Origin of the sequence: Photobacterium sp. GB-36 (assembly GCF_003026135.1) — a bacterium.
In the GTDB taxonomy this organism is placed as follows: domain Bacteria; phylum Pseudomonadota; class Gammaproteobacteria; order Enterobacterales; family Vibrionaceae; genus Photobacterium.
Genome location: NZ_PYNY01000030.1, coordinates 15,229 through 36,880, shown reverse-complemented (window position 1 = coordinate 36,880; position 21,652 = coordinate 15,229). Strand labels below are relative to the sequence as shown.

The 21,652-nt window shown below is 39.0% G+C and carries 18 protein-coding genes; 13 read left to right on the top strand and 5 right to left on the bottom strand.

What is annotated here, in order from left to right:
• Window positions 1–153 precede the first annotated feature (153 nt).
• The 3 genes from C9J46_RS18975 to C9J46_RS18965 all read left to right on the top strand — a co-directional run bounded on the left by C9J46_RS18975 (window position 154) and on the right by C9J46_RS18965 (window position 4,309).
• Window positions 154–2,133 (top strand): methyl-accepting chemotaxis protein, encoded by a 1,980-nt coding sequence (locus C9J46_RS18975; protein ID WP_107206955.1) that lies wholly within the window; start codon window positions 154–156, stop codon window positions 2,131–2,133.
• Window positions 2,134–2,135: 2 nt separating this feature from the next.
• On the top strand, window positions 2,136–3,482 hold the full coding sequence (locus tag C9J46_RS18970) for an ABC transporter substrate-binding protein (RefSeq protein WP_107291379.1): 1,347 nt from the start codon (window positions 2,136–2,138) through the stop codon (window positions 3,480–3,482).
• Window positions 3,483–3,643: 161 nt separating this feature from the next.
• Window positions 3,644–4,309 carry a response regulator transcription factor gene (locus tag C9J46_RS18965; RefSeq protein ID WP_107206957.1) on the top strand — a complete coding sequence of 222 codons (666 nt, stop codon included), beginning with the start codon at window positions 3,644–3,646 and terminating at the stop codon, window positions 4,307–4,309.
• Window positions 4,310–4,384: 75 nt separating this feature from the next.
• Here the strand turns inward: C9J46_RS18965 and C9J46_RS18960 are convergent, their stop codons facing one another.
• Window positions 4,385–5,020: a hypothetical protein gene (locus tag C9J46_RS18960; RefSeq protein ID WP_233217820.1), complete on the bottom strand. Its 636-nt coding sequence runs from the start codon at window positions 5,018–5,020 to the stop codon at window positions 4,385–4,387.
• Between the two features lie 199 nt (window positions 5,021–5,219).
• Between C9J46_RS18960 and C9J46_RS18955 the strand changes: the two genes are divergently transcribed.
• The 3 genes from C9J46_RS18955 (at window position 5,220) to C9J46_RS18945 (ending at window position 10,230) form a co-directional block, all read left to right on the top strand.
• A complete protein-coding gene (locus tag C9J46_RS18955; RefSeq protein WP_107206958.1) occupies window positions 5,220–6,623 on the top strand; it encodes a sensor histidine kinase in 1,404 nt (467 codons plus the stop codon).
• Between the two features lie 470 nt (window positions 6,624–7,093).
• Window positions 7,094–9,277 carry a catalase/peroxidase HPI gene (gene katG, locus C9J46_RS18950; RefSeq protein ID WP_107287903.1) on the top strand — a complete coding sequence of 728 codons (2,184 nt, stop codon included), beginning with the start codon at window positions 7,094–7,096 and terminating at the stop codon, window positions 9,275–9,277.
• 149 nt (window positions 9,278–9,426) lie between these two features.
• Entirely contained in the window at window positions 9,427–10,230 is an 804-nt protein-coding gene (locus C9J46_RS18945) for a RecX family transcriptional regulator (RefSeq protein WP_107287902.1), read from the top strand.
• 33 nt (window positions 10,231–10,263) lie between these two features.
• Here the strand turns inward: C9J46_RS18945 and C9J46_RS18940 are convergent, their stop codons facing one another.
• Genes C9J46_RS18940 through C9J46_RS18925 form a run of 4 tightly spaced genes read right to left on the bottom strand, consistent with a single transcriptional unit; the run spans window position 10,264 to window position 15,154 of the window.
• The gene (locus C9J46_RS18940; RefSeq protein ID WP_107291378.1) at window positions 10,264–12,294 is read right to left on the bottom strand and encodes an acetoacetate--CoA ligase; all 2,031 of its coding nucleotides are present in this window, start codon (window positions 12,292–12,294) and stop codon (window positions 10,264–10,266) included.
• A gap of 47 nt (window positions 12,295–12,341) precedes the next feature.
• Window positions 12,342–12,971 (bottom strand): maleylacetoacetate isomerase, encoded by a 630-nt coding sequence (gene maiA, locus C9J46_RS18935; RefSeq protein ID WP_107291377.1) that lies wholly within the window; start codon window positions 12,969–12,971, stop codon window positions 12,342–12,344.
• Between the two features lie 36 nt (window positions 12,972–13,007).
• Window positions 13,008–13,994: a fumarylacetoacetate hydrolase family protein gene (locus tag C9J46_RS18930; protein WP_107291376.1), complete on the bottom strand. Its 987-nt coding sequence runs from the start codon at window positions 13,992–13,994 to the stop codon at window positions 13,008–13,010.
• A 23-nt stretch (window positions 13,995–14,017) separates the two neighbouring features.
• On the bottom strand, window positions 14,018–15,154 hold the full coding sequence (locus tag C9J46_RS18925; RefSeq protein ID WP_107247936.1) for a homogentisate 1,2-dioxygenase: 1,137 nt from the start codon (window positions 15,152–15,154) through the stop codon (window positions 14,018–14,020).
• A gap of 271 nt (window positions 15,155–15,425) precedes the next feature.
• Between C9J46_RS18925 and phhA the strand changes: the two genes are divergently transcribed.
• From phhA to C9J46_RS18890, 7 genes are all read left to right on the top strand, one after another.
• Window positions 15,426–16,226, top strand: coding sequence for a phenylalanine 4-monooxygenase (gene phhA / locus C9J46_RS18920; RefSeq protein ID WP_107206965.1), 801 nt, complete (start codon window positions 15,426–15,428; stop codon window positions 16,224–16,226).
• Between the two features lie 13 nt (window positions 16,227–16,239).
• Complete coding sequence (locus tag C9J46_RS18915) at window positions 16,240–16,581, top strand: 4a-hydroxytetrahydrobiopterin dehydratase (protein ID WP_107206966.1); 342 nt, start codon at window positions 16,240–16,242, stop codon at window positions 16,579–16,581.
• Between the two features lie 280 nt (window positions 16,582–16,861).
• Window positions 16,862–18,199, top strand: coding sequence for a paraquat-inducible protein A (locus tag C9J46_RS18910; protein ID WP_107206967.1), 1,338 nt, complete (start codon window positions 16,862–16,864; stop codon window positions 18,197–18,199).
• Window positions 18,200–18,229: 30 nt separating this feature from the next.
• Window positions 18,230–19,873 carry an intermembrane transport protein PqiB gene (gene pqiB / locus C9J46_RS18905; RefSeq protein ID WP_107247937.1) on the top strand — a complete coding sequence of 548 codons (1,644 nt, stop codon included), beginning with the start codon at window positions 18,230–18,232 and terminating at the stop codon, window positions 19,871–19,873.
• Window positions 19,873–20,445: a membrane integrity-associated transporter subunit PqiC gene (locus tag C9J46_RS18900; protein WP_107206969.1), complete on the top strand. Its 573-nt coding sequence runs from the start codon at window positions 19,873–19,875 to the stop codon at window positions 20,443–20,445. The genes pqiB and C9J46_RS18900 overlap by 1 nt, the downstream gene beginning before the upstream one ends.
• 137 nt (window positions 20,446–20,582) lie before the next feature.
• Window positions 20,583–20,987: a GFA family protein gene (locus C9J46_RS18895; RefSeq protein ID WP_107291375.1), complete on the top strand. Its 405-nt coding sequence runs from the start codon at window positions 20,583–20,585 to the stop codon at window positions 20,985–20,987.
• A 42-nt stretch (window positions 20,988–21,029) separates the two neighbouring features.
• The gene (locus tag C9J46_RS18890; RefSeq protein WP_107287899.1) at window positions 21,030–21,380 is read left to right on the top strand and encodes a MerR family transcriptional regulator; all 351 of its coding nucleotides are present in this window, start codon (window positions 21,030–21,032) and stop codon (window positions 21,378–21,380) included.
• Window positions 21,381–21,652: the final 272 nt, after the last annotated feature.

The window sequence follows — 21,652 nt, the reverse complement described above, 5'->3', positions numbered from 1 at the left end:
TAATAAATACCTTTATCACTATTTAAATAATAAAGTGTGATCTTGATATTGATTCTGTTGTTAACTTTTTATTTAGAACCGCGAAATAAGTATATTCATACTTATCTTATTTAATCAGCTGCGGCGTGATTTAATCATAAATAGAAGCATGTTATGTCATTATCAATAGTACAGCGCACCATTGTCGGCTTTATAATAATGTTTATTCTTATTGCCGTAGTTGGAAGTATTAGTTATATCAATACCAGTCGAATCCATGATCGCCTTACTGATGTCACTGAGGTGTCGACACCTATGGTTACATCGGCAAGTCAATTACTCGCGAGCTTACGTGAAAATCAGCTATCAGTTGTTGATTACCGTACGACTCAATCATCGAACTTATTAAATGAGCGAAAAGAGGCGGTATTACAGGCTCAACGTGAATTTAACACTGCAAAACAACAAGCATTGCAATATGCTGTTGATGAGGAAGCGAGACTAAAGCTATCAACGGCACTTGCTGCTGCTGATAAATTTTTTGAATTATCACAAAAAACAATTAATGCGCATAATCAATGGATTGCTGTTAATGACCGATTGACAGAGCTTAATTTGTCGTTTCTTCGATTAGAAGATACTTATCAATGGTCTGCGAATTTATTACTTCAACGTGCGAGTGTAAAACGTTCTTTAAGCAATCGAGCTGAACTTATTACCAGTGGTATTAGTCGTGACTTAAAAAATGTCCGTCGTGCTAATAAAAATACTAACTTTGAAAAACTAAGCCAAGTCCTTGCTAAAGATATTGAATTAGCAAAACAAGGTTTAGAGCGCATTAATGTACCTGAAGATGTGAAAGCGCGTTATGCGCGTAATTTACAACGCGTCCATGATTTAGCATTGGGTAAAACAGGATTACTGGCGGTTATGGCTGAGAATAACCAGCTAGAAAGTCAACTGTCAGCTTTGAATCAACAGTCTAATCAGCAAGTTGTTATTACTCAAACAGCACTTAATGATTATATGCAGTATGCGAGTAGCAATGCATATAATAGTCGAAATGCTGCTGATGCTGCAGCCAACCAAGCGACGTACAGTATTATTATTGCCTGTTTGGTTTCAGGTGTTATTGCTTTAATTATTGCCTTTACTACGGCAAAAAGTATCCACACGCCATTAGCACGTATTAATGCGGTATTACGTAAGATGACAGCGGGTGATATGACTCAACGTACTAATTACCAATCTCAGTGTGAATTTGGTGCGCTGTCTCGCTCAATCGACCAATTGTCTGAAAGTATGGCTGATATTCTCACCAAAATTAACGATGGCTCTTTACAACTAGTAACAGAGGCAAATAAAACCGCTGCTACAAGTGAACAGGCGATGAGCCGTGTTGAAGATCAAAAACAACGTACAGATCAAGTAGCCGCTGCTATTTCTGAATTAGAAGTCAGTGCAAAAGAAATTTCACGTTCATCAGATCTTACTGTGAATGAAGTCAATGAAGTAAATCAGGCCGCGCAACAAGGGCGAGACTTAGTATTTAATAGTCGAAACATCACAGAGCAACTATCGATTGATATTACTGAAGCGGTTGATATCACACGCAAATTAGAAAGCTTTACGGTGAATATAGGTAGTATCTTAGATGTTATCCGCGGCATTGCTGAGCAAACGAATTTATTGGCACTTAACGCGGCGATTGAGGCAGCACGTGCGGGTGAGCAAGGGCGTGGTTTTGCTGTCGTTGCTGATGAAGTCCGTGCTTTAGCAAATCGAACTCAACAATCAACAGAAGAAATAAATGAGATGATCGATAACCTTCAGCACAGCGCTGAAATGGTAACTAAGGTCATGGCGAGAAGTCATAAACAAACGGAGCAATGTGTTGAACAAACACGTTTGACTGATGAAACACTACAAACGATAGCTGATCGTATGCGCGTTATTCTTGAAATGGCAGAGCAAGTTGCTCATGCAACCGAAGAGCAAATTTCAGTGAGCCAAGATGTTGCTGAGCATATTAATGGGATTGCGAGTGTTGCTTACAACGCAGAGTCAGAAGCGCGTGAGTCTGCAAATAGTAGTGAGTCGCTATCTAAACTAGCAGCAGAACAACGTCAATTGATTGAACGATTTAAGGTATAAATATGAAACAGAGAATGGCTTCCCCTTTTTATACAAAGGTTCAATCAACCTTATGTCACAGTCTTGTTATTAGTGGTATCGCGTTAGCTGGTCTTTCACCACTATCGGTAACTGCACAACAGTATGATTCCTCATTAAAAGGTACTGTATTGGTTGATTCTTGGCGACAAGATGATGCGATTTGGAAAGATAAAATCATTCCAGCATTTAATAAGCATTACCCGAATATTAAAATCACCTATCGCTCACCAGAAGGGTTGACCTCATTTCTTGATGATTTGAATACCAATCTTGCCAATGGTAATGCTGGCGACTTGATTGCCTGTCGTCCATTTGATGGTTCGTTAAAGCTGTTTACGCAGGGGCACCTTAGTGATATTACAGAAATGGCTGGGATGGAGAACTTCCCGAGCTTTGCATTAAGCCCTTGGCAAACTGATTCAGGTGCACAGACCTTCTGTTTGCCTATGGCCTCTGTAATCCATGGTTTTTTCTACAATAAAGATGCATTTAAAAAACTCGATTTAAGTGTACCTAAAACAACGGCTGAGTTTAATCATGTGTTGAATATGATTAAAAACAGTGGTCAGTATGTGCCTTTAGCAATAGGCACGAATGATAAATGGGAAGCCAGTACGATGGGCTTTCAAAATATAGGCCCTAATTACTGGAAGGGCGAAGATGGACGATTAGGGTTGATTAATGGCACTGAGCGTTTTGATTCACCAAAATACCGACAAGTATTTCAGGAATTAGCGAATTGGAATAAGTTTTTAGGCAATGGTTATCAGACACGTAAATATGCCGATTCCATTGAATTGTTCAAAACAGGGAAGGCGGCTATTTATCCTGCTGGCTCTTGGGATATCAGCACCTTTACAGGCCAGCTAGATTTTGGCGTATTTCCACCTCCAGTAGAAAATCGCGGTGATGAATGTTATTTCAGCGATCATACTGATATTGGTATAGGGTTAAATACTAAAGCACAGAATAATCCAGCGGCAAAAGCGTTACTAGAATGGATGACAACGGCGGAGTATGCTGAGTTATTGACTAACTCTATTCCTGGTTTCTTCTCATTATCTAACCATTTCTTTGAAGTTGAAAACCCGATAGCGAAAGAAATGATGGGATGGCGTAATGAGTGTGATTCTACTATTCGAAGTGCTGCGCAGATTTTATCTCGAGGTAAACAGAGTTTTGAGGCTCAAATCGACCAAACCAGTGTTGCTGTGTTAAATGGTACAATGACACCAGAACAAGCTACACAGTTAGTTCAGGCGGGGTTAGATTCATGGTATGTGCCACAAAGAGAAGCAAAAGTTGCAAGCTTAATTTGCCAAGAATAATCAGATAAGCGTATTAAAAGCGATGCTCTAGAGATAGAGCATCGTTTTTTTGTTTGTAGCGGTAAGTTCTTAATTTTTCTTAATAGGATAGATGTTATAGCTATTGTTATCTGTTTAGCAGGTGATTAATATGCACATTCATTGTGTTTAGGTGTTGTATTGTGTCTAAGATATTAGTGGTTGATGATGACGTACAATTATGTGTGTTATTAACTGAAGTTCTCGAAGATGAAGGTCATGAAGTTAGTTGCGTTCATTGTGGTGAATCTGCGTTAACATACCTTCAATCAACAGGTGTCGATCTGATATTGCTGGATGTAATGTTACCCACACTTGACGGTATGCAGGTTGCTCGCCGTATTTGTCAGCGTTTTGCAACGCCAATCCTTATGCTTACAGCACTAGGAGATGAAGCAACGATGCTTGATGGTTTGCAGGCTGGCGCTGATCAGTTCTTGGTTAAACCATTTAAAGTTGATGAATTGCTAGTACGTATATCGGCAATCTTACGAAGAGTGGGACTAGAGCGCCAGCGCCATTGTTTGCCCTCAACATCGGTGGAATTAGAAAGTCAGCTTTCTCGCTTACCGTTAACTGGTACAGAGCTCGATTTACTTAAATACTTAATTAAGAATAACGATATTGTCGTCTCAAAAGCCACATTACAAAAAGATGTTTTGAAGAAAGAGCTTAGCCCGTTTGATCGTAACCTTGATATGCATATCAGTAATATACGTCGTAAAATGGTGTTAGCAGGAATGTCTAAACAGCACATTAAAACAGTGCGTGGGAGAGGGTATAGTTACTCTTCATGTGTTTCGGAGTAATGCGTTTTCTTCAAATATAAAAAATAAGACGATACTCGATCGTCTTATTTTTCGGCTTAGATAATAGAGCCATCATTAATTCTTTAATACACGATTATCGCTAAAAGTGAGTAATTCAAGATTAAAAGGGGTCGCTTGCAGCTTAGGGTACTGCTGATAAAATAATGTTTCATCACGTTGTTGATCATAACTATGCTGTAAATAGCCATAGCCACTTGGATACTCAAGATTCCAAAGTTCACTTTTCGCTATACGGCTAACGGCAAGAAACTGTCCAATATAGCTGGCTTGGTTGGCAGTAATTGAAAATGTAACATCCATTTTACCTATGTTTTTGGATATCAGCGTTTTATTACCATCTGACCCTTCAAGTTGAATACTGAAAATTTCGTATTGTCCTACAGGTAACTCAATATTAAACAAATGACCGCTAATTGTTGAATCCTCAAAATGTCCATCTTCATTGTTATTGGTGATCGTAATAATATTACCCTCTCCAATACTCAATTTATTGCTACTTAGAGGGCGAATGTTAATCGTTGTGAGCAGGTTTTTACCTGTTTTCGGCCATTCGGTATTAGCACCCAGAGTACCAACAAGATAACCTGTGGTTTGATTATTCTCATAAACAGAATCAGGAACAGAGACTTGTAAACCTGATGAACAACCGACTAATAATAATGTCAGTAAACAAATAATGGTCTTCATCATAGAACTTCCTTTTGCTGTGATGAATAGAGTTAAGAAGCATAATGTTAAATGAGTAAAATGCTAAGAAATAAACGCCATAACTATTGTCATGTAAAAATACAGTATCGTCTATCTGTGACGTGTTTTTTGTGACTAGGATAGGCTGAATTGCTAGTTACTATAGATAAAAAGAGAAGCAAGTGTTTAGGAGTATAAACAAGTGAATGTTTCTAAAGTGATACAAGGAAAGCATCGACTTCCTTTGCATAAGCAAAGCTTAGTTTTCCGACTTTTTTCTTATTTTACCGTAGGCTTACTGGTCATATTAGGGCTTCAGAATTTAGCAGAGGTCGCTTTAGTCAAAACATTGTTACATGTCCCGCAACAGGTTCAGCAAGACATTTTGAAGATGGCAGCAGAAGTTGAACCTTTAGCTGAAAACGGTGATCCGCAGCGACTTGCTGAGTGGGAGAGTAAACAAAAATATTATGCTTTTGTACTCTACAGTGATAACAAAGAGATAAGTACCCGAATAATGCATCCTCATTTTAAGTTTAAACTTAAATATGCTCGACCATTGAATTCAATTTTAGATTCTCGTGTTAATCAACCCATTTTTACGATACCTCTAAAAAATGGTAATAAATTGGTGGTTCAGTTACCTCATGAATTACACCCTGCCAAAAATTTTTCTTTGTATTTTGGTTTAATACAGGTAGTGATTGCGATTCTGATCACCTTAATGTTTTCATTAATTATCGCACGCTATTTGCAGCGACCATTAGATACTTTAAGACACGCGAGTCGTTCTTTAGCTAATGGTGACTTTTCAGTGCGTGTCGCTCATGTTATGGGAGAGAAAGTAAAAGAGTTTAATGAATTAGCGACAGATTTCGATAACATGGCAAATCAAATACAATTGCTAACAGAGAAACAACGGCGTTTAATTCGTGATGTTTCTCATGAACTTCGAACGCCTTTGGCTAGACATAATTTATCATTGCATTTAATCCGAAAGCGTACCTCATCTGAACATTTGCATTTAGTGGATCGGTTAGAGCAAGAATCAGAAGAGATGAATGAACTCGTCACAGAAATCCTTGAATTTAGTCAATTTGAAAATGCAAAAGCGAATATCAAGCTTATTCCTGTCGACGTCCAAACTTTTTGTGATTCAACGGTTGAACAATGTTTACAGCTAAAAGCGCATGGCCAATCGATCATTAAAGATATTGATAGAGCACTGCCAATGGTTCAGACCGATACGCGATTATTAGTACGAGCAATTAAAAATTTAATAGGTAATGCGATTAAATATGCTGGAAGTGAAGCCAATATTATCATTCATACCAGTATAAGAAATAACGCGGATCAGTCTTATGTTGTTGTATCGGTTTCAGATGATGGTGATGGGATCCCTGAGCAACATTTAAAACATATCTTTGATCCGTTCACGCGCATAGAGGGTGCAAGAGATAAACAATCTGGGGGTTATGGTTTGGGGCTCGCCATTGTAAAAGAAGCGATGCTAGTCACTGGAGGACAAGTAGAAGCGGGTCGTTCAGTTGAGGGAGGTTTAAAAATATCGTTATTGTTACCGATTATAGAAACAATAAAAAAGTAGCCTCAAGATAAAAACATAAGAGTGATATCCTTTCTGGCTATCACTTTTTTTTATTATGACTTCCAGGACTAGATGTTCAATACAGTACCAGGATTCCTTTGGAGAATAGCGCTGTTGTGTTCATTATCTTTTGATAACCACCATCTATTGAATCAATAGATTTATAGTATTAGCTGTACGCATTCAATTGATTTAATTTTACGCCGTTAAACGAGATTGTATTTTGTAAATAAATTTTTTTTGATTTATATCAAATCGAAAGTTTTGTTTTGGTGCAGTTTAATGTTTTAGTTAAAGATGAAGAATTCCTGTTAATTTTTTTAGTTTAAATCGCTAAAAAGAATTATATCAAATTTTAAAATTTCAAATTTAACGAATCTATTTAATTGCTGCTCAATACCTAAGAGCTATATTGAATAGAGCTAAGAATTAATGGCAATAATACTAATTAAAAAAAAGGTGAACACTCAATGTCTAAATGTCCATTCCACAACACGCACGCGGTTAATCCGTCAATTAACCCTGGTAATGGTACGTCTCCAAGTGATTGGTGGCCTAACCAACTTAAACTAGACATTCTTCACCAGCACGATCGTAAATCAAACCCAATGGGCGAAGATTTCGATTATGCCGCTGAATTCAAAAAGCTAGATCTTGAAGCTGTGAAGCAAGATCTACGTGAACTAATGACAGATTCTCAAGACTGGTGGCCAGCAGACTTCGGTCACTACGGCCCTTTCTTCATTCGTATGGCATGGCACAGTGCAGGTACATACCGTACTGCTGATGGTCGTGGCGGCGCGAGCACAGGTAACCAACGTTTTGCACCACTAAACAGCTGGCCTGATAACGTAAACCTTGATAAAGCACGTCGCCTAATTTGGCCTATCAAGCAAAAATATGGCAACAAGATCTCTTGGGCTGACCTTATTATTCTAACAGGTAACGTTGCACTAGAATCAATGGGCTTTAAAACATTTGGTTTCGCTGGTGGTCGTGAAGACATTTGGGCTCCAGAGCTAGACGTTTACTGGGGTAAAGAAAAGACATGGCTTGCTGATGACACACGTTACGAAAAAGACAGTGAGCAACGTGATCTTGAAAACCCACTAGCAGCAGTACAAATGGGTCTTATCTACGTTAACCCAGAAGGTCCAGACGGTAACCCAGATCCACTACTAGCAGCACACGATATTCGTGAAACATTTGCGCGTATGGCAATGAACGACGAAGAAACAGTAGCGCTTATCGCTGGTGGTCACACATTCGGTAAAACACACGGTGCAGCAGATGCAGCACACGTAGGTGTTGAACCAGAAGGTGCATCAATTGAAGAGCAAGGTTTCGGTTGGACATCAAACTACGGTAGCGGTAAAGGTGCAGACACTATCTCTAGTGGTCTAGAAGTTATTTGGACTACAACACCAACAGAGTGGAGCAACGGTTTCTTCAGCAGCCTATTCTACAACGAGTGGGAGCTTGAGAAGAGCCCAGCAGGCGCTTACCAATGGGTATCAAAAGGTGGCGAAGTACACCCAGACGCATTTGACCCAGAGAAGAAGCACAAAGCAACTATGCTAACTACTGACTTAGCATTACGTTTCGACCCAGCATACGAGAAAATCTCGCGTCGCTTCTTTGAAAAACCACAAGAGTTCGCAGACGCATTTGCTCGCGCATGGTTTAAGCTAACTCACCGTGATTTAGGTCCAGTATCTCGTTACCTTGGCCCTGAAGTACCAGCACAAGTGTTCACATGGCAAGATCCAATCCCAGCGGTTGATCACGAGCTAGTAAACGATGCTGACATTGCAAAACTTAAACAAGAAATCGCTGCATCTGGTCTATCAATCAGCGAGCTAGTATCAACAGCTTGGGCATCTGCTTCTACATTCCGTGGTTCAGACAAGCGTGGTGGTGCAAACGGTGCACGTATTCGTCTAGCACCTCAGAAAGATTGGGAAGTTAACCAACCTGAGCAACTAGCGAAAGTGCTAAACGTACTTGAAGGCATTCAAGCAAACTTCGAGAAAACAGTATCTCTTGCTGACTTAATCGTACTTGCTGGTGGTGTAGGTGTGGAAATGGCTGCGAAGAATGCAGGCCGTGACATCACAGTACCATTTACTGCTGGTCGTATGGATGCATCACAAGAAGAGACCGATGTAGAATCATTTGCTGTTCTTGAGCCAATTGCTGATGGTTTCCGTAACTTCGAAAAAGCGAAGTTCACAGTCGCAGCAGAAGAGCTATTACTAGACCGCGCACAACTACTAACGCTAACAGCACCTGAAATGTCAGTGCTTGTAGCTGGTATGCGTGTACTCGGTGCGAACTACGACAACAGCGAATACGGTGTGTTCACTGAGCGTAAAGAAGCATTAACTAACGACTTCTTCGTTAACCTACTAGATATGTCTACACAATGGAAACCAACCTCTGTAGACCAAGATGTGTTTGTAGGTACAGATCGTAAGACTGGCGAGCAAAAGTGGATGGCATCACGTGTCGACCTAGTATTTGGTTCTAACTCACAACTACGTGCACTTGCAGAAGTTTACGCATGTGCTGACTCTGAAGAGAAGTTCGTCAACGACTTCGTCAATGCTTGGGTTAAAGTAATGAACGCTGACCGTTTTGATCTACACTGTTAATCAAAACGCAAAGTTTCAATACTAGCCAATAGTATGAAATAGAAACTTAGCAATAAAAAAACAAAGAGGTGCTCAATGAGTGCCTCTTTTTCGTTTAAGCATTATAAACTGTTATTATTACGATAACTTCTAGCCACTCCCGATACCGTATGAAAAAACCTTATCCTGCTTCTACTATCCAAAACGTCATTAATAGCGCGATTTATCATTTAAACCTACGTGATCATTCCGAATATGAACTGCGCAAAAAACTTGAAGCAAAAACAGAGAATAAAGCGTGGGTTGAAACTGTACTTGAACAAATGAAAAGCTATGGTTACCTAAAAAGCGACCATGCATTTTCATTACATTTCTGCGAATTAGCCTTTAATAGCCAATATGGGCGCAAATACATCCAGCAAAAGCTTAAAACCAAAGGCATCGATGAACTCACCATAGAGCAAGTCATCACGGAAACAATGCAGCGAATGGCGATTTGTGAGCAATCGATGATCAATACTCGATTGGCACGTTTTAAAGACTTCTCAACCACATCGGCAGAGAAAGTCGTCAATGACTTATTAAAACGTGGTTTTAGTATGGAGGACATTTCTCGTGGTATTTCAGAGCATAGCGCATCAGATACCTTATTGACCAAAGCACAAATCAAAGGCAAGAACGCCAATCTTGAAGCTGAAGTGATCAAACTTGCCAAGAAGTTAAAAGGGCGCTCATTAATCGCGCAAGAGCTAAAAATGAAGCATGTTGATATCTCAGAGCTCGATAATGTACTAGATGAACTAACTGAATCAGGCGAAATAGATTTCTACTACAACTGCCAATTAGCTCTAGCCAAGAAACGTTACGATCTCACCGACTTTAAAGAAAAGAGCAAAGCTTATGGTTATCTATCAAGCAAAGGCTTTTCTAGTGATGAAATTAAAGAAGCAATCAATGCTGTGTTAGAAGAATAGAAGATAAACTTACCTATTCCCTTGTACGTATTATCACGCTAAGTCTGATCTATTTTTATACTGCTCTAAACTTTCTGGGTTGGCGATAGCACTTGTGTTTACAACATTTCGTTGGTGGATGGCATCTCTCACCGCTTTTTCTGCTATTTTCCCTGATTTAGTTCTGGGTATTGCAGAAACTTGTAATATTTTTGCGGGAACATGATGGGGAGAGCACTGATTGCGAAGTTGCGTGTTGATACGATTGATTAAGATATTATCGAGCGTTACATCTGGTTGTAGCTGAACAAAGAGAACAATTCGAACATCGTTTTGGTACTGCTGTCCAACAACAACAGAATCGACGACTTCATGAAACGGATTGACTTGACGATAAATTTCAGCAGTGCCAATGCGAATACCACCGGGATTTAAGATTGAATCAGAGCGCCCATAAAAGGTGAGCCCACCGTGATGAGACACACTGACATAATCGCCATGATGCCAAGTGTTGGGGTAGGTATTCCAATAAGCATGGAAATATTTTTCCCCTTTTGGATCTTGACTAAATGCAATGGGTTGATTGGGAAAACTGTTGCAACAGACAAGTTCACCGCATGTATCAAAGATAGCTTCTCCTGCTTGATTAAATACATTAACGTCCATTGCTAAGGCTTTGACTTGGCACTCCCCACGCCACACAGCACCGATTGGATTGCCAATGGCAAAGCAACCACAAATATCGGTTCCGCCTGCAATTGATGAGAGCTGAATATCTTGTTTGATGTGCTTATAGACATAATCAAACTGCTCAGGTGCGAGTACTGAACCTGTAGAGCAAATGATAGCAAGTTGTGACAATGTCACGTACTTGTTCGGTATGATCTGCATTTTTTCTATGGTCTCTAAGTATTTGGCGGAAGTGCCAAATAAGCGAAGGTTTTCTTTGTCTGCCATTTTCCACAATTGATAAGGATCTGGGGATAAAGGCGATCCATCATATAATACGAGTGTTGCGCCTGATGCCAAGCCACTGACTAACCAGTTCCACATCATCCAACCGCAAGTCGTAAAATAAAAAATGGGATCGGAAGGTTTAATATTGCAGTGTAATTGGTGCTCTTTCAGGTGATTTAATAGGGTTCCACCGACAGAGTGAATAATACACTTGGGTTTCCCCGTGGTACCTGATGAATACAATATATACAGCGGATGATCAAAGGGCGTAGGAGTATACGCTAAATCAGGGTAATGAATAACATCTTCCATTTCTTGCCATGTACTCACGGTGATATGAGAAGGTAAGGAAGGACTTTGTAACAGTAGTTTATCGATGGGATTTTGGTTTATATAAGGATAAACAATTAATTTTTTGACACTAGGAAGGGAAGATAAAGCCTCTGCCAATGTGGTTAAACTGGTTATTGTTTTGTTGTTATAAATATAGCCATCGGTAGTAAAAATAACTTTAGGTCGGGTCTGACTAAAGCGTTCAACAACACTTTCAGTCCCGAAATCAGGAGACGTGGATGTCCATACAGCACCTAAAGAGGTGGTCGCTAGCATAGCAATAACTGTTTGCGGAATATTAGGCATGTAAGCGGCAACCACATCGCCTTTTTGTACCCCTTGTTGTTGTAAATACTGTGCGACTATTGCTACTTGCTGGTGGAGTTGTTGCCAAGATAGTCGCTGCTGGGCATGTTGCTTATCTGTATCTTTAAAACTGTGTTCGTTATAAAAAACAATTGCATCTTGTTGGCTTAGCTTCGTGCTGTAAGCAAGTAAATTTTCGGCGAAATTGAGCGTGGCATCAGGAAACCAGCGTTGATCTTTATTGGGAATAGGGCTGTGTGTTGGACAATAGACAATGTTTTCACCTTGGTTGCCAATTACATTGCAAAATTGCCATAGCTGTTGCCAGAATTGGTCACTATGTTTTATAGACCAGCGATGCAATTGGGTATAATCATGAAATAGACGTTTGTGTTGTTCGCTGATCTGCACCATAAATTGATACAGCAAACTATTTTGAATGCGTTTTCGACTTGGCTTCCAGAGACATTGCTTATAATCATCAGTCATTAGTATGTTCTCCGTCCTTCTTAAAATGCGCTATTTTTGTTGAAGAATTAAAGATGAGGTGCTGCTTTGATGAAAGGCTCAAGCTGGTTACAGTGTTTTTCTATAGCGTTAATGGTTGGAAAATTTGATAAATCAATATTAAAACGTCGGGCGTTATACACTTGAGGGATCAAAAATATATCGGCTAAGGTTGGGGCAAGTCCAAAACAGAACTTTTCAGGGTTATTGTTACTGGCAAGCTGCTGTTCTAATGCTGTAAAACCTTGATCTATCCAGTGGTGATACCATTGTTTTTTTTGTTCTGCTGTAACGGTTAATTTGCGCTCTAAATAGTTGAGTACACGTAAGTTATTTAACGGATGGATATCACAAGCGATGGATAACGCAAAGGCTCGGCATTGCGCACTTTCTATGGTGTTACAAGGCAGTAAACTTGGTGTTGGATAACATTGCTCAAGATATTCGATAATAGCGAGAGATTGATATATATAACATTGGTTATGCTCAAGTGTAGGTAATAAACCCGTCGCATTCATGTTTTTGTAGTGGCGACTGTTTTGCTGATTATCAAGCAGCGAGATCGGCACACAGGTATAATCTAGCTGCTTAATGTTTAAGGCAATTCTTACTCGATATGAGGCTGATGAGCGAAAGTAATCATATAGGGTAAATGCCATAATTCAGCTCTCTTTGAGTAATTAAGGTACTTGAAGTTAATGCTTAATAAAGGGAATAACGGCTTGTTCAATAGCCCCAAAAATAGAATGTTTATCAGCATCAAACATTTCTATTTTTACGCTATCACCGTATTGCATGAAGGGAGTTTGAGGCTCGCCTTGTTCTATCATTTCCAGCATTCGTTGTTCAGCAATACAACAAGAGCCAGATAACCTATCTACGTTAGAAACTGTTCCTGAACCTATGATAGTGCCAGCGGTTAATGGACGACTTTTGGCTGCATGATGAATTAATTGGGCAAAGTTAAATGTCATATCAACACCTGCGTTGGGGTGGCCAAATAGCTGCTGATTTAAGTGAACATAAAGTCGATTATTGACCTTGTTCTCTTTCCATGACTCGCCTAACTCATCAGGTGTCACCGCGACAGGAGAAAAAGCCGATGAAGGTTTAGATTGAAAAAAACCAAAGCCTTTAGCCAGTTCTGTTGGGATTAAATTTCTTAGCGACACATCGTTAACAAGCATTAACAGTTTAATGTGTTTCTCAGCATTTTTTACGCTTGTCGCCATAGGGACATCATCTGTAATAACGGCTATTTCAGCTTCAAAATCAACGCCCCAATTAAGATCTTCAACTTCGATGGGCTGTGTAGGGTTTAAAAACTGATCTGACATACCTTGATATATTAAAGGGTCTTGCCAAAAGCTTTTTGGCATCTCTGCACCTCTTGCTTTGCGCACCAACTCAACATGATTAACGTAGGCACTACCATCTGCCCATTGAAAAGCGCGAGGAAGGGGAGATGCACAATGCATTGGCTGAAAAACAAAACGATGCTCAAGCATTTTTCTATTTAGTGCGTGATAAAGATCATTAAGAATGGGTTCAACATCAGCCCAATGGTCTAGTGCATATTGCATGGTAGGGGCAATATGTTGAGCTGATACCGCCCATTTAAGATCGCGAGAAACGACAATGAGCTTTCCATCTCTACTTTGTTGTAATGAAGCAAGTTTCATTGTTGTTATCCTTACTTTTATTGTTATTCAGGATGTTGATGACGTTGCCATGACGCCACATAATTATGTAATTCAACCTCACTAACATTGGGTGCAATATCGAGAGGGTTTCGAGTATCTATCATTACTGCTACTTCATCGATAAATGTTTTAGGTGCTTGTTGGCTTTTTATTAAAGCGTTAGGGTGTGGACCATGTGGAAATCCGCAAGGATGAAACGTGATCATGCCGGGTTTAATATTGTCTCGACTGAAAAAATCGCCATGGTGATAAAAAATCACTTCATCATAATCATTATTACTGTGAAAAAAGGGCACTTTTAAAGCGTTAGGATCGCTTTCAACAGGACGAGGAACAAAGGTACACACAATAAAATTATCACTGACAAAGGTAGAGTGTGCTGATGGTGGAAGGTGATACCGATGGCTCATGAGTGGGCGAATGTCACGCCAATTAAGTTTTAGTACCGTTAGATTTCCTTTCCAGCCGATGCTATCTAAGGGATTAAACGGGTAGCAAATTGTATTAATTTGGTTACGCGCTTTTAACAATATCTGCCAATTATCTTCTGTTTGTTGTGCTTTAAATGCAGCATTGATTTTAGGGTATTCAAGTATTGCGGGATCAAAGAGGGCATGTTCACCGACAATCCCATGATCAACACTTTTAAAACTGTTATTGGTTGCTTCAATCATCAACAAAGTAACCGTGTTGGGCGTTTCAATTCGCCATGTTGTAGAGCGAGGAAGCACAAGGTAATCCCCTTCATTAAAAGGCAGATGACCATAATCGCAATACAAATCTCCACTACCTTGATGAACAAACAATAATTCGTCACCATCACCATTTCGCACCAGATGATCCATACTTTTATTGGTTTGCCAAACACGTAGTTTAATATCGCTATTTGATAGCAGTAGTGGTGCATCCCAAGGTGTATCCCCGATTTGGGGCAAAGCTAAGGCATCAAATGCTCTTGGTTTATGCTCACCACACCATGAGACCCAACTTGTTGGCGGATGTTTATGGTACATGTGCGTTGCTGGGCCAAAAAAACCTTCTCGACCGCATTCGCGTTCGAAACTGTCATTGGGTAAGTCACAATGTGCTTGTTTGCTTGATAGCCCTTCAATAATTGGAAACTGAAACCATTTATGCATTCCTTGCCTCATTATTTACTATTGCTATCACTTAACTGTGGTTGAAAGTGCAGAAATCGCAATATTATTGATTAGATGCAGAATTAAAGATGTTCATTCTTGTTTACATTTTTTGCATCATTAATCAGATTAAGTGTTAGTCAAATTAGGCATTAAAGCCTGTTTTTTAGTGATAAAAATGGCTGATAATAAGGATCACTTCTAATATTTATAGAGTTAATAATAAAAATAATAGTGTCGGTTGGTGGTTAGTCTATAAACGGAGGCTATTATGCAAAAGAAACAGAGTAGTAATCCGACAAAGCATTGTTATGTCTCAAAGCCTGTAGATCGTAATGGGGTTATTACTTGGAATGAAGAAGAAAATGCTATTTGGCATCATCTTATAACTCGCCAACTTCATTGTGTGCAAGGCAAGGCATGCGATGAGTATATAGCGGGTTTAGCTGAATTAGATTTACCTCACGATCATATCCCTCAACTAAAAGAAATAAATCGAGTATTACTCGATACCACAGGTTGGCAATGCGTTGCTGTACCTGCCTTAATAAGTTTTGATCATTTCTTTTCTTTACTCGCACGCAAGCAATTTCCTGTTGCCACCTTTATTCGTACTAAGGCTGATATAGATTATTTGCAAGAGCCTGATTTTTTTCATGAAGTATTTGGACATTGCGCAATGCTAACCAACCCATATTTTGCACAATTTACGCATTTTTATGGAAAACTCGGTGTAAAAGCGACGCATGAGGAAAGAGTTTATTTAGCTAGACTATACTGGTTTACGGTTGAATTTGGTTTACTAAATCAAAATGGTAAATACCAAGTTTATGGTGGTGGTATTTTATCATCGCCACAAGAAACACATTACGCGACAGTCAGTACCATACCGCAACGTGTTGCTTTTGATCCTATAGAGGTAATGAGAACGCCATATAGAATTGACATACTACAGCCTAAATATTTTGTATTGCAAAGTATGGAGCAACTTTACCAAGTGACTAACCAAGATATTTTCGGGTTGGTAGCAGAAGCACAGCGAAAAGGATTACGCGCTGCCACCTTTAGCTAAAAGGAAACGATTAATGACGAGTTTAGATAAATTGAAATGTGAAGCATGCCATTCAGGCTCACCAAAATTAAGTGATGATATTTTAGCTGAATACATGGCGACATTACCAGAATGGCAAATTATTAATCCTAACGGTGTAAATCGTATAACTCGTACATTTAAATTCAGTAATTACAAACAAGCGTGGGAATTTAGCAATAAAGTGTCGCAATTAGCAGAAGAAGAATTTCATCATCCTACGCTTGTTTTAGAGTGGGGAAAAGTAACAGTAACATGGTGGACTCATGACATTAAAGGAATTCATTTAAATGATGTTATCTGTGCAAAGAACACTGAAAAATTGTATTTGAGTTAAATCCGCATAAATCGTGCGTATATCATTTGTTTTCTTGTTATAATACGATGTTTTAAATCGGAATTTGCATTAAAAATAAGGCTTTATTTGTTTTTCTAACTTAAAGTTTCTTGCTCTAAATGCAATGAAGGAAGACAATACGCGCCTGTTTATATTTAGTATGTTTAGGTTTTGTCTAAGCAACACTACTTTTACTGTGTCTCGCTGTTTTAACATTTATTAAATGTATTCAACAGTCTGGTACGATTGCAGTAAGAATAGCGATAGAAAGAAATTAACAATGACAACACAAACGCCACAGCAACAAACTCCATCAGAATTGATGATCGCTTGCGAAGAATGCGGATTGGTAGTCGATATCCCAGATATCAAAGATGGACAAAAGGCGGACTGTCCTCGCTGTGGACATACCTTAGCGAAAAGAATCATCATGCCATTTCATCGCCCTTTAGCGTACGGTCTTGCATGTTTGATTATGTTGGTACTCAGCCTTTCTTTCCCTTTTCTTTCATTTAGCGTGAATGGAATGGGGCAACAAATCATGCTGCTGAATGCCGCAGAAACATTACAGCATTTTGAGAATAGCTTCCTTGCATTACTGTTGATGTTAACCGTATTGGTTTTTCCTGCGGTCTACATCATATTAGTCATGTATCTCTATTACCGTGCAGCGCATGTTAAACGAATTGGGTATGTACGCGGTAACCCTGAAACTATAAAGCTGTTGTGCCGAATATTATTTAAAATTCAGCCTTGGCTAATGGTAGATGTATTTCTCATTGGCGTATTAGTCAGTTTGGTTAAAATTTCAGCGTTAGCGCATATTGGAATGGGATACTCATTCTGGGCATTCTGTATTTACAGCGTTTTGGTTGTAAAATGTGTTTCATTAGTTGATCGAACATGGTTGTGGGATCAGTTTTTTGTCATGAAACACATAGAGGGGGTACATGATGGCGACACACATTTATCAAATAATCATGTGGGATGCCATGTTTGTAACCAAATAAATCCTCTGCCTAATAGCCATCATGCCAAATGTATTCGTTGTGAAAGCAAGCTTCATGGTTTTAATCCATCACATTCATTACAGTATTCATGGGCTTATTTAATCGCTTCGATTATTTTTTATATTCCGGCAAATTTGTATCCTATGATGTATACCGTAAGCCTAGGACAAACCGAAGGTTCCACTATCATGGGTGGTGTGGTGATGTTATGGAAAATGGGGTCTTGGCCAATCGCGGTGGTGATTTTTATTGCCAGTATCTTCATTCCTATGGCAAAAATGTTTGCCTTAGCGTGGCTTTATTACTGTGCAGGTAAAAAGCCGAATGACTCAACACGAGAGTCTGTAAAACGTTTAAAAATCTATCGTATGACAGAATTTATCGGTCGATGGTCTATGGTTGATATTTTTGTTGTCGCGATATTAGTTGCACTTGTGCAGTTGAAAAACCTGATGGCTATTTCACCAGGACCTGCTGCAATCTGCTTTGCAACAGTAGTGGTATTTACCATGTTATCGGCAATGAGTTTCGATCCTCGGGTGTTTTGGGGTGAAAAAAATAAAATTAATTATGGTTCAGAGTTAAACACTACTGAATCTAATCAGTAGTCACTAGCCAGTATTAACGAGAAACAGAAAATGAGTGATAACCAGCCAAATGAGGCTAAAGTACAAAACCTGAAGCAAGTATCTGCAATTTGGATCATTCCTGTTGTGGCTTTGGCTATTGGTATTTGGATGTTTGTTCAATATCTTAATAGTAAAGGGCCTGAAATAACGATTCGCCTTCCTAATGCCTCTGGTATTGAAGTGGGTAAAACCGCGATTAAATCTCTAAATGTGAAAGTCGGTGTTGTCACCAAAGTTCAGCTAAGTAAAGACTATAGCTATATAACAGTGACCGCACAGATGGATAATGATACAGAGCGTATGTTGAAAAACGATACTAAGTTCTGGGTTGTTAAGCCACGAATTGGCAAAGAAGGAGTGTCTGGTTTAGATACGCTTCTTTCTGGTGCGTATATTGAAATGCAACCAGGCCAAGGTAAAGATGATAAATATCATTTTAAAGCGCTAGAAGTCCCCCCTGTTGCACCTGCGGATGCGAAAGGATTACGTGTTGTACTGACAAGTCATGAAGCCGGTAAATTGAGTGTTGGTGACCCAGTATTATATGATGGCTTTACTGTTGGTCGCGTTGAGAAAACGAGCTTTGATATCAATAGTAAACTAGCTAATTACCAATTGTTTATCTTTGAACCTTATAATCGACTAGTACGCACAACCAGTAAGTTCATTATGCAATCTGGTATGAATGTACAAATGAGTGCTGAAGGTTTTAACGTCAAGATTGGATCATTGGAATCGTTAATTACTGGTGGTGTCACATTCCAAACACCATCTGATGATCAAGGTATGGCTCAGAATAAACAATTAAAACATTACCGTTTATTCGATAGTGAGCAAGATTATCACGAGAAAATGTACGATAAGTACTTAAACTTTGTCATGTTATTTAAAGAATCTATTCGTGGTTTGAAAGCGGGTGCACCGATTGAATACCGTGGTATTCAAATTGGTACGGTACAGAAAGTGCCATTGCGTTTACCAAACAGTGAAGAAGGTTTTACAAGCGAACAAATCCCTGTACTGGTACGTATCGATTTAGGTCGAGTATATAACCATTCAGATGAAGGTACATTGGATAATCTGCGTGTAAATCTTGAAAAAGAGTTTAAGAACGGACTTCGTGCAACATTGAAAACCGGTAATTTATTAACAGGTGCGCTATATATTGGCACTGATGTGTACAAAGGCGAGAAACCTGAAAAACTGGCTAAATATGATGGTTACGAAGTCTTTCCAACTAAAGCGGGCGATCTTGCTGAAGTGCAGAAGCAGTTAACTAATTTACTCAATAAATTTAATAAACTTCCTGTAGAAGATACATTGAATTCAATGACTGCGACTTTAAAGGCATCTGAGAAAACAATGAATTCAGCAGCGCGTGTTACACAAGATCTTGATCGTATTCTTAAGCAAAAAGATACTCAGACATTACCGTCTGATATTAAAGCGAGTTTGAAAGAGATCCAAAACACCTTAAATGGCTTTAGCCCAAATGCAGCAGCGTACCAAAATTTACAAGGTGCACTTGTACAATTTGAGCAAGTGATGACGGAACTACAACCCGTACTTCGTCAATTAAATGAGAAGCCAAATTCATTAGTGTTTGGTGATGAGAAAGCGAAAGATCCTATTCCAGTTGGAGGCCGTAAATAATGAAAAAGTGGTTATTAATTGCAGCGGTAGCGCTTGCTGGAACAGGATGTAGCTCAACAGAACCGGCATTAAAAACATATATGTTACCGATGCCAACCAGTGCGAATACGGCACATAACATTAGTAATAAATCATTGTTAATTGTGCGCCCTGTTGAAGTTGCGGCACATCTTGCTGGTACTGGTTTAGTGTATCAAACCAGCCCCACTGAAATTGTTGAAGCGCAGCAAAACCTTTGGGGTGAATCACTGAGTACGCAGTTAACGCGTCGAATCACATTTGATTTACGCCAAAAACAAACTAAGTTTTGGGCAACACAGCTAACACCAACATTGTCTACTGCAGGTATACCACGCTTACAAGTGCGTATTAACCAGTTTAATGGTGTTTATAGCGGTGTTGCTGAAGTGGCAGGTGAATGGTTATTGATTAATGGTAATGGCGATTTACAAACCGTACATCCATTTTCATTCCGTGTACCTTTAGCAAAAGATGGTTATTCAGCGCAAGTGGAAGCACTGTCTAAAGGTGTGGATGAGTTAACGACTCAGTTAGCACGCTCTATCAAGTAGTTTTTGAACAGTAGAGTAAATATTAAGCCGACGTTAAATACGTCGGCTTTTTTATTTTTAAGAATATGAGATTCATTATTGTAATTGGCTTATTTAAATACTAGGGTTTTGTCTTTGATTTTAGAGAGAAAGATGAAATGAAAAAACTAAATGGTTCCTGTTTATGTGGCAAGGTGCAGATAGAAGTGCCTGATGATTTTGAGTATATGGGGAATTGTCATTGTTCTGAATGTCGTAAATTTACGGGGTCAGATTACTCATCGGTGGGAGGATTAAGCTCAGAGAAATTTCGCTTTAAAACAGGTGAAGATGCGGTGTCGCTATTTCAAAAAAGTGAAGAAACGGAACTCGCTTTTTGTCGAATCTGTGGTTCAAGTTTGTTTTCAAAGAAACTAAAAACAGGCAAGCATAATATTCGTTTAGGGATTTTAGATGATATTCCAACGCATAAGCCGAGTTTTCATGTTTTCACGGCATCTAAAGCACCATGGAATGACATAACCGATAACTTAATACAGTTTGAGAAAGGCCCTGTTAAATAGCGTATAGATAGACAAGGAAGACAATTAACAAGGAGGTAACTGATGTATATCGGTGAAGTGTCTAAATTAACAGGGGCATCAGCCAAAGCCATACGCTTATATGAATCGTTAGGTTTGTTGGGAACAGTAGTAAGAAAGGGGAGTTATCGGATTTATGATGATAACCATGTTAGAACCGTTATTTTGATTAAAGATGCACAATCTATCGGGGTTAGTCTTGCTGAATTTAAGAGGCTGCTAGGAGATAAAACAGTGCTAAGTTGGGATGTTGTAAGCACATTTCTTGATCAGAAAAGTAGAGCAATTGAAGAACAAATTAACCTATTGCACCAGCAGCAATCGATGATCAAAACATACCAAGACAATATTAATAAGTGTTTAGAAACTAATTGACTCTTCCCTACAGGGCAAGGTGTAAACTGAGCTTAAAAAGGGAGAGATATTTATGTGTATTAAGCTTCAATAGTAAATAGAAAATTATATTCTAGGGGGAGTAAACGAAGATTGTAGTGTTAGACATGTAACTAATTCTAAATGAACATAAATACATAGTTATACGTGATCGAAGCAATGAAGTAGTGTATTAGCATTCTAACACCATGAACTTATTATTTTAGACGATGTAATTATTTTCTATATTTTATTTTTTATACCAAGAAATATAA

What these genes read in the sequence shown, in the direction of transcription:
- C9J46_RS18960 (WP_233217820.1), bottom strand. Translation starts at nt 5,020, where the DNA reads ATGATGAAGACCATTATTTGTTTACTGACATTATTATTAGTCGGTTGT.
- maiA (WP_107291377.1), bottom strand. Translation starts at nt 12,971, where the DNA reads ATGGCATTTACCCTATATGATTACTTTCGCTCATCAGCCTCATATCGA.
- C9J46_RS18910 (WP_107206967.1), top strand. Translation starts at nt 16,862, where the DNA reads ATGACAACACAAACGCCACAGCAACAAACTCCATCAGAATTGATGATC.
- C9J46_RS18940 (WP_107291378.1), bottom strand. Translation starts at nt 12,294, where the DNA reads ATGACTGATGATTATAAGCAATGTCTCTGGAAGCCAAGTCGAAAACGC.
- C9J46_RS18915 (WP_107206966.1), top strand. Translation starts at nt 16,240, where the DNA reads ATGACGAGTTTAGATAAATTGAAATGTGAAGCATGCCATTCAGGCTCA.
- C9J46_RS18925 (WP_107247936.1), bottom strand. Translation starts at nt 15,154, where the DNA reads ATGCATAAATGGTTTCAGTTTCCAATTATTGAAGGGCTATCAAGCAAA.
- katG (WP_107287903.1), top strand. Translation starts at nt 7,094, where the DNA reads ATGTCTAAATGTCCATTCCACAACACGCACGCGGTTAATCCGTCAATT.
- C9J46_RS18975 (WP_107206955.1), top strand. Translation starts at nt 154, where the DNA reads ATGTCATTATCAATAGTACAGCGCACCATTGTCGGCTTTATAATAATG.
- pqiB (WP_107247937.1), top strand. Translation starts at nt 18,230, where the DNA reads ATGAGTGATAACCAGCCAAATGAGGCTAAAGTACAAAACCTGAAGCAA.
- phhA (WP_107206965.1), top strand. Translation starts at nt 15,426, where the DNA reads ATGCAAAAGAAACAGAGTAGTAATCCGACAAAGCATTGTTATGTCTCA.
- C9J46_RS18945 (WP_107287902.1), top strand. Translation starts at nt 9,427, where the DNA reads ATGAAAAAACCTTATCCTGCTTCTACTATCCAAAACGTCATTAATAGC.
- C9J46_RS18970 (WP_107291379.1), top strand. Translation starts at nt 2,136, where the DNA reads ATGAAACAGAGAATGGCTTCCCCTTTTTATACAAAGGTTCAATCAACC.
- C9J46_RS18890 (WP_107287899.1), top strand. Translation starts at nt 21,030, where the DNA reads ATGTATATCGGTGAAGTGTCTAAATTAACAGGGGCATCAGCCAAAGCC.
- C9J46_RS18930 (WP_107291376.1), bottom strand. Translation starts at nt 13,994, where the DNA reads ATGAAACTTGCTTCATTACAACAAAGTAGAGATGGAAAGCTCATTGTC.
- C9J46_RS18900 (WP_107206969.1), top strand. Translation starts at nt 19,873, where the DNA reads ATGAAAAAGTGGTTATTAATTGCAGCGGTAGCGCTTGCTGGAACAGGA.
- C9J46_RS18895 (WP_107291375.1), top strand. Translation starts at nt 20,583, where the DNA reads ATGAAAAAACTAAATGGTTCCTGTTTATGTGGCAAGGTGCAGATAGAA.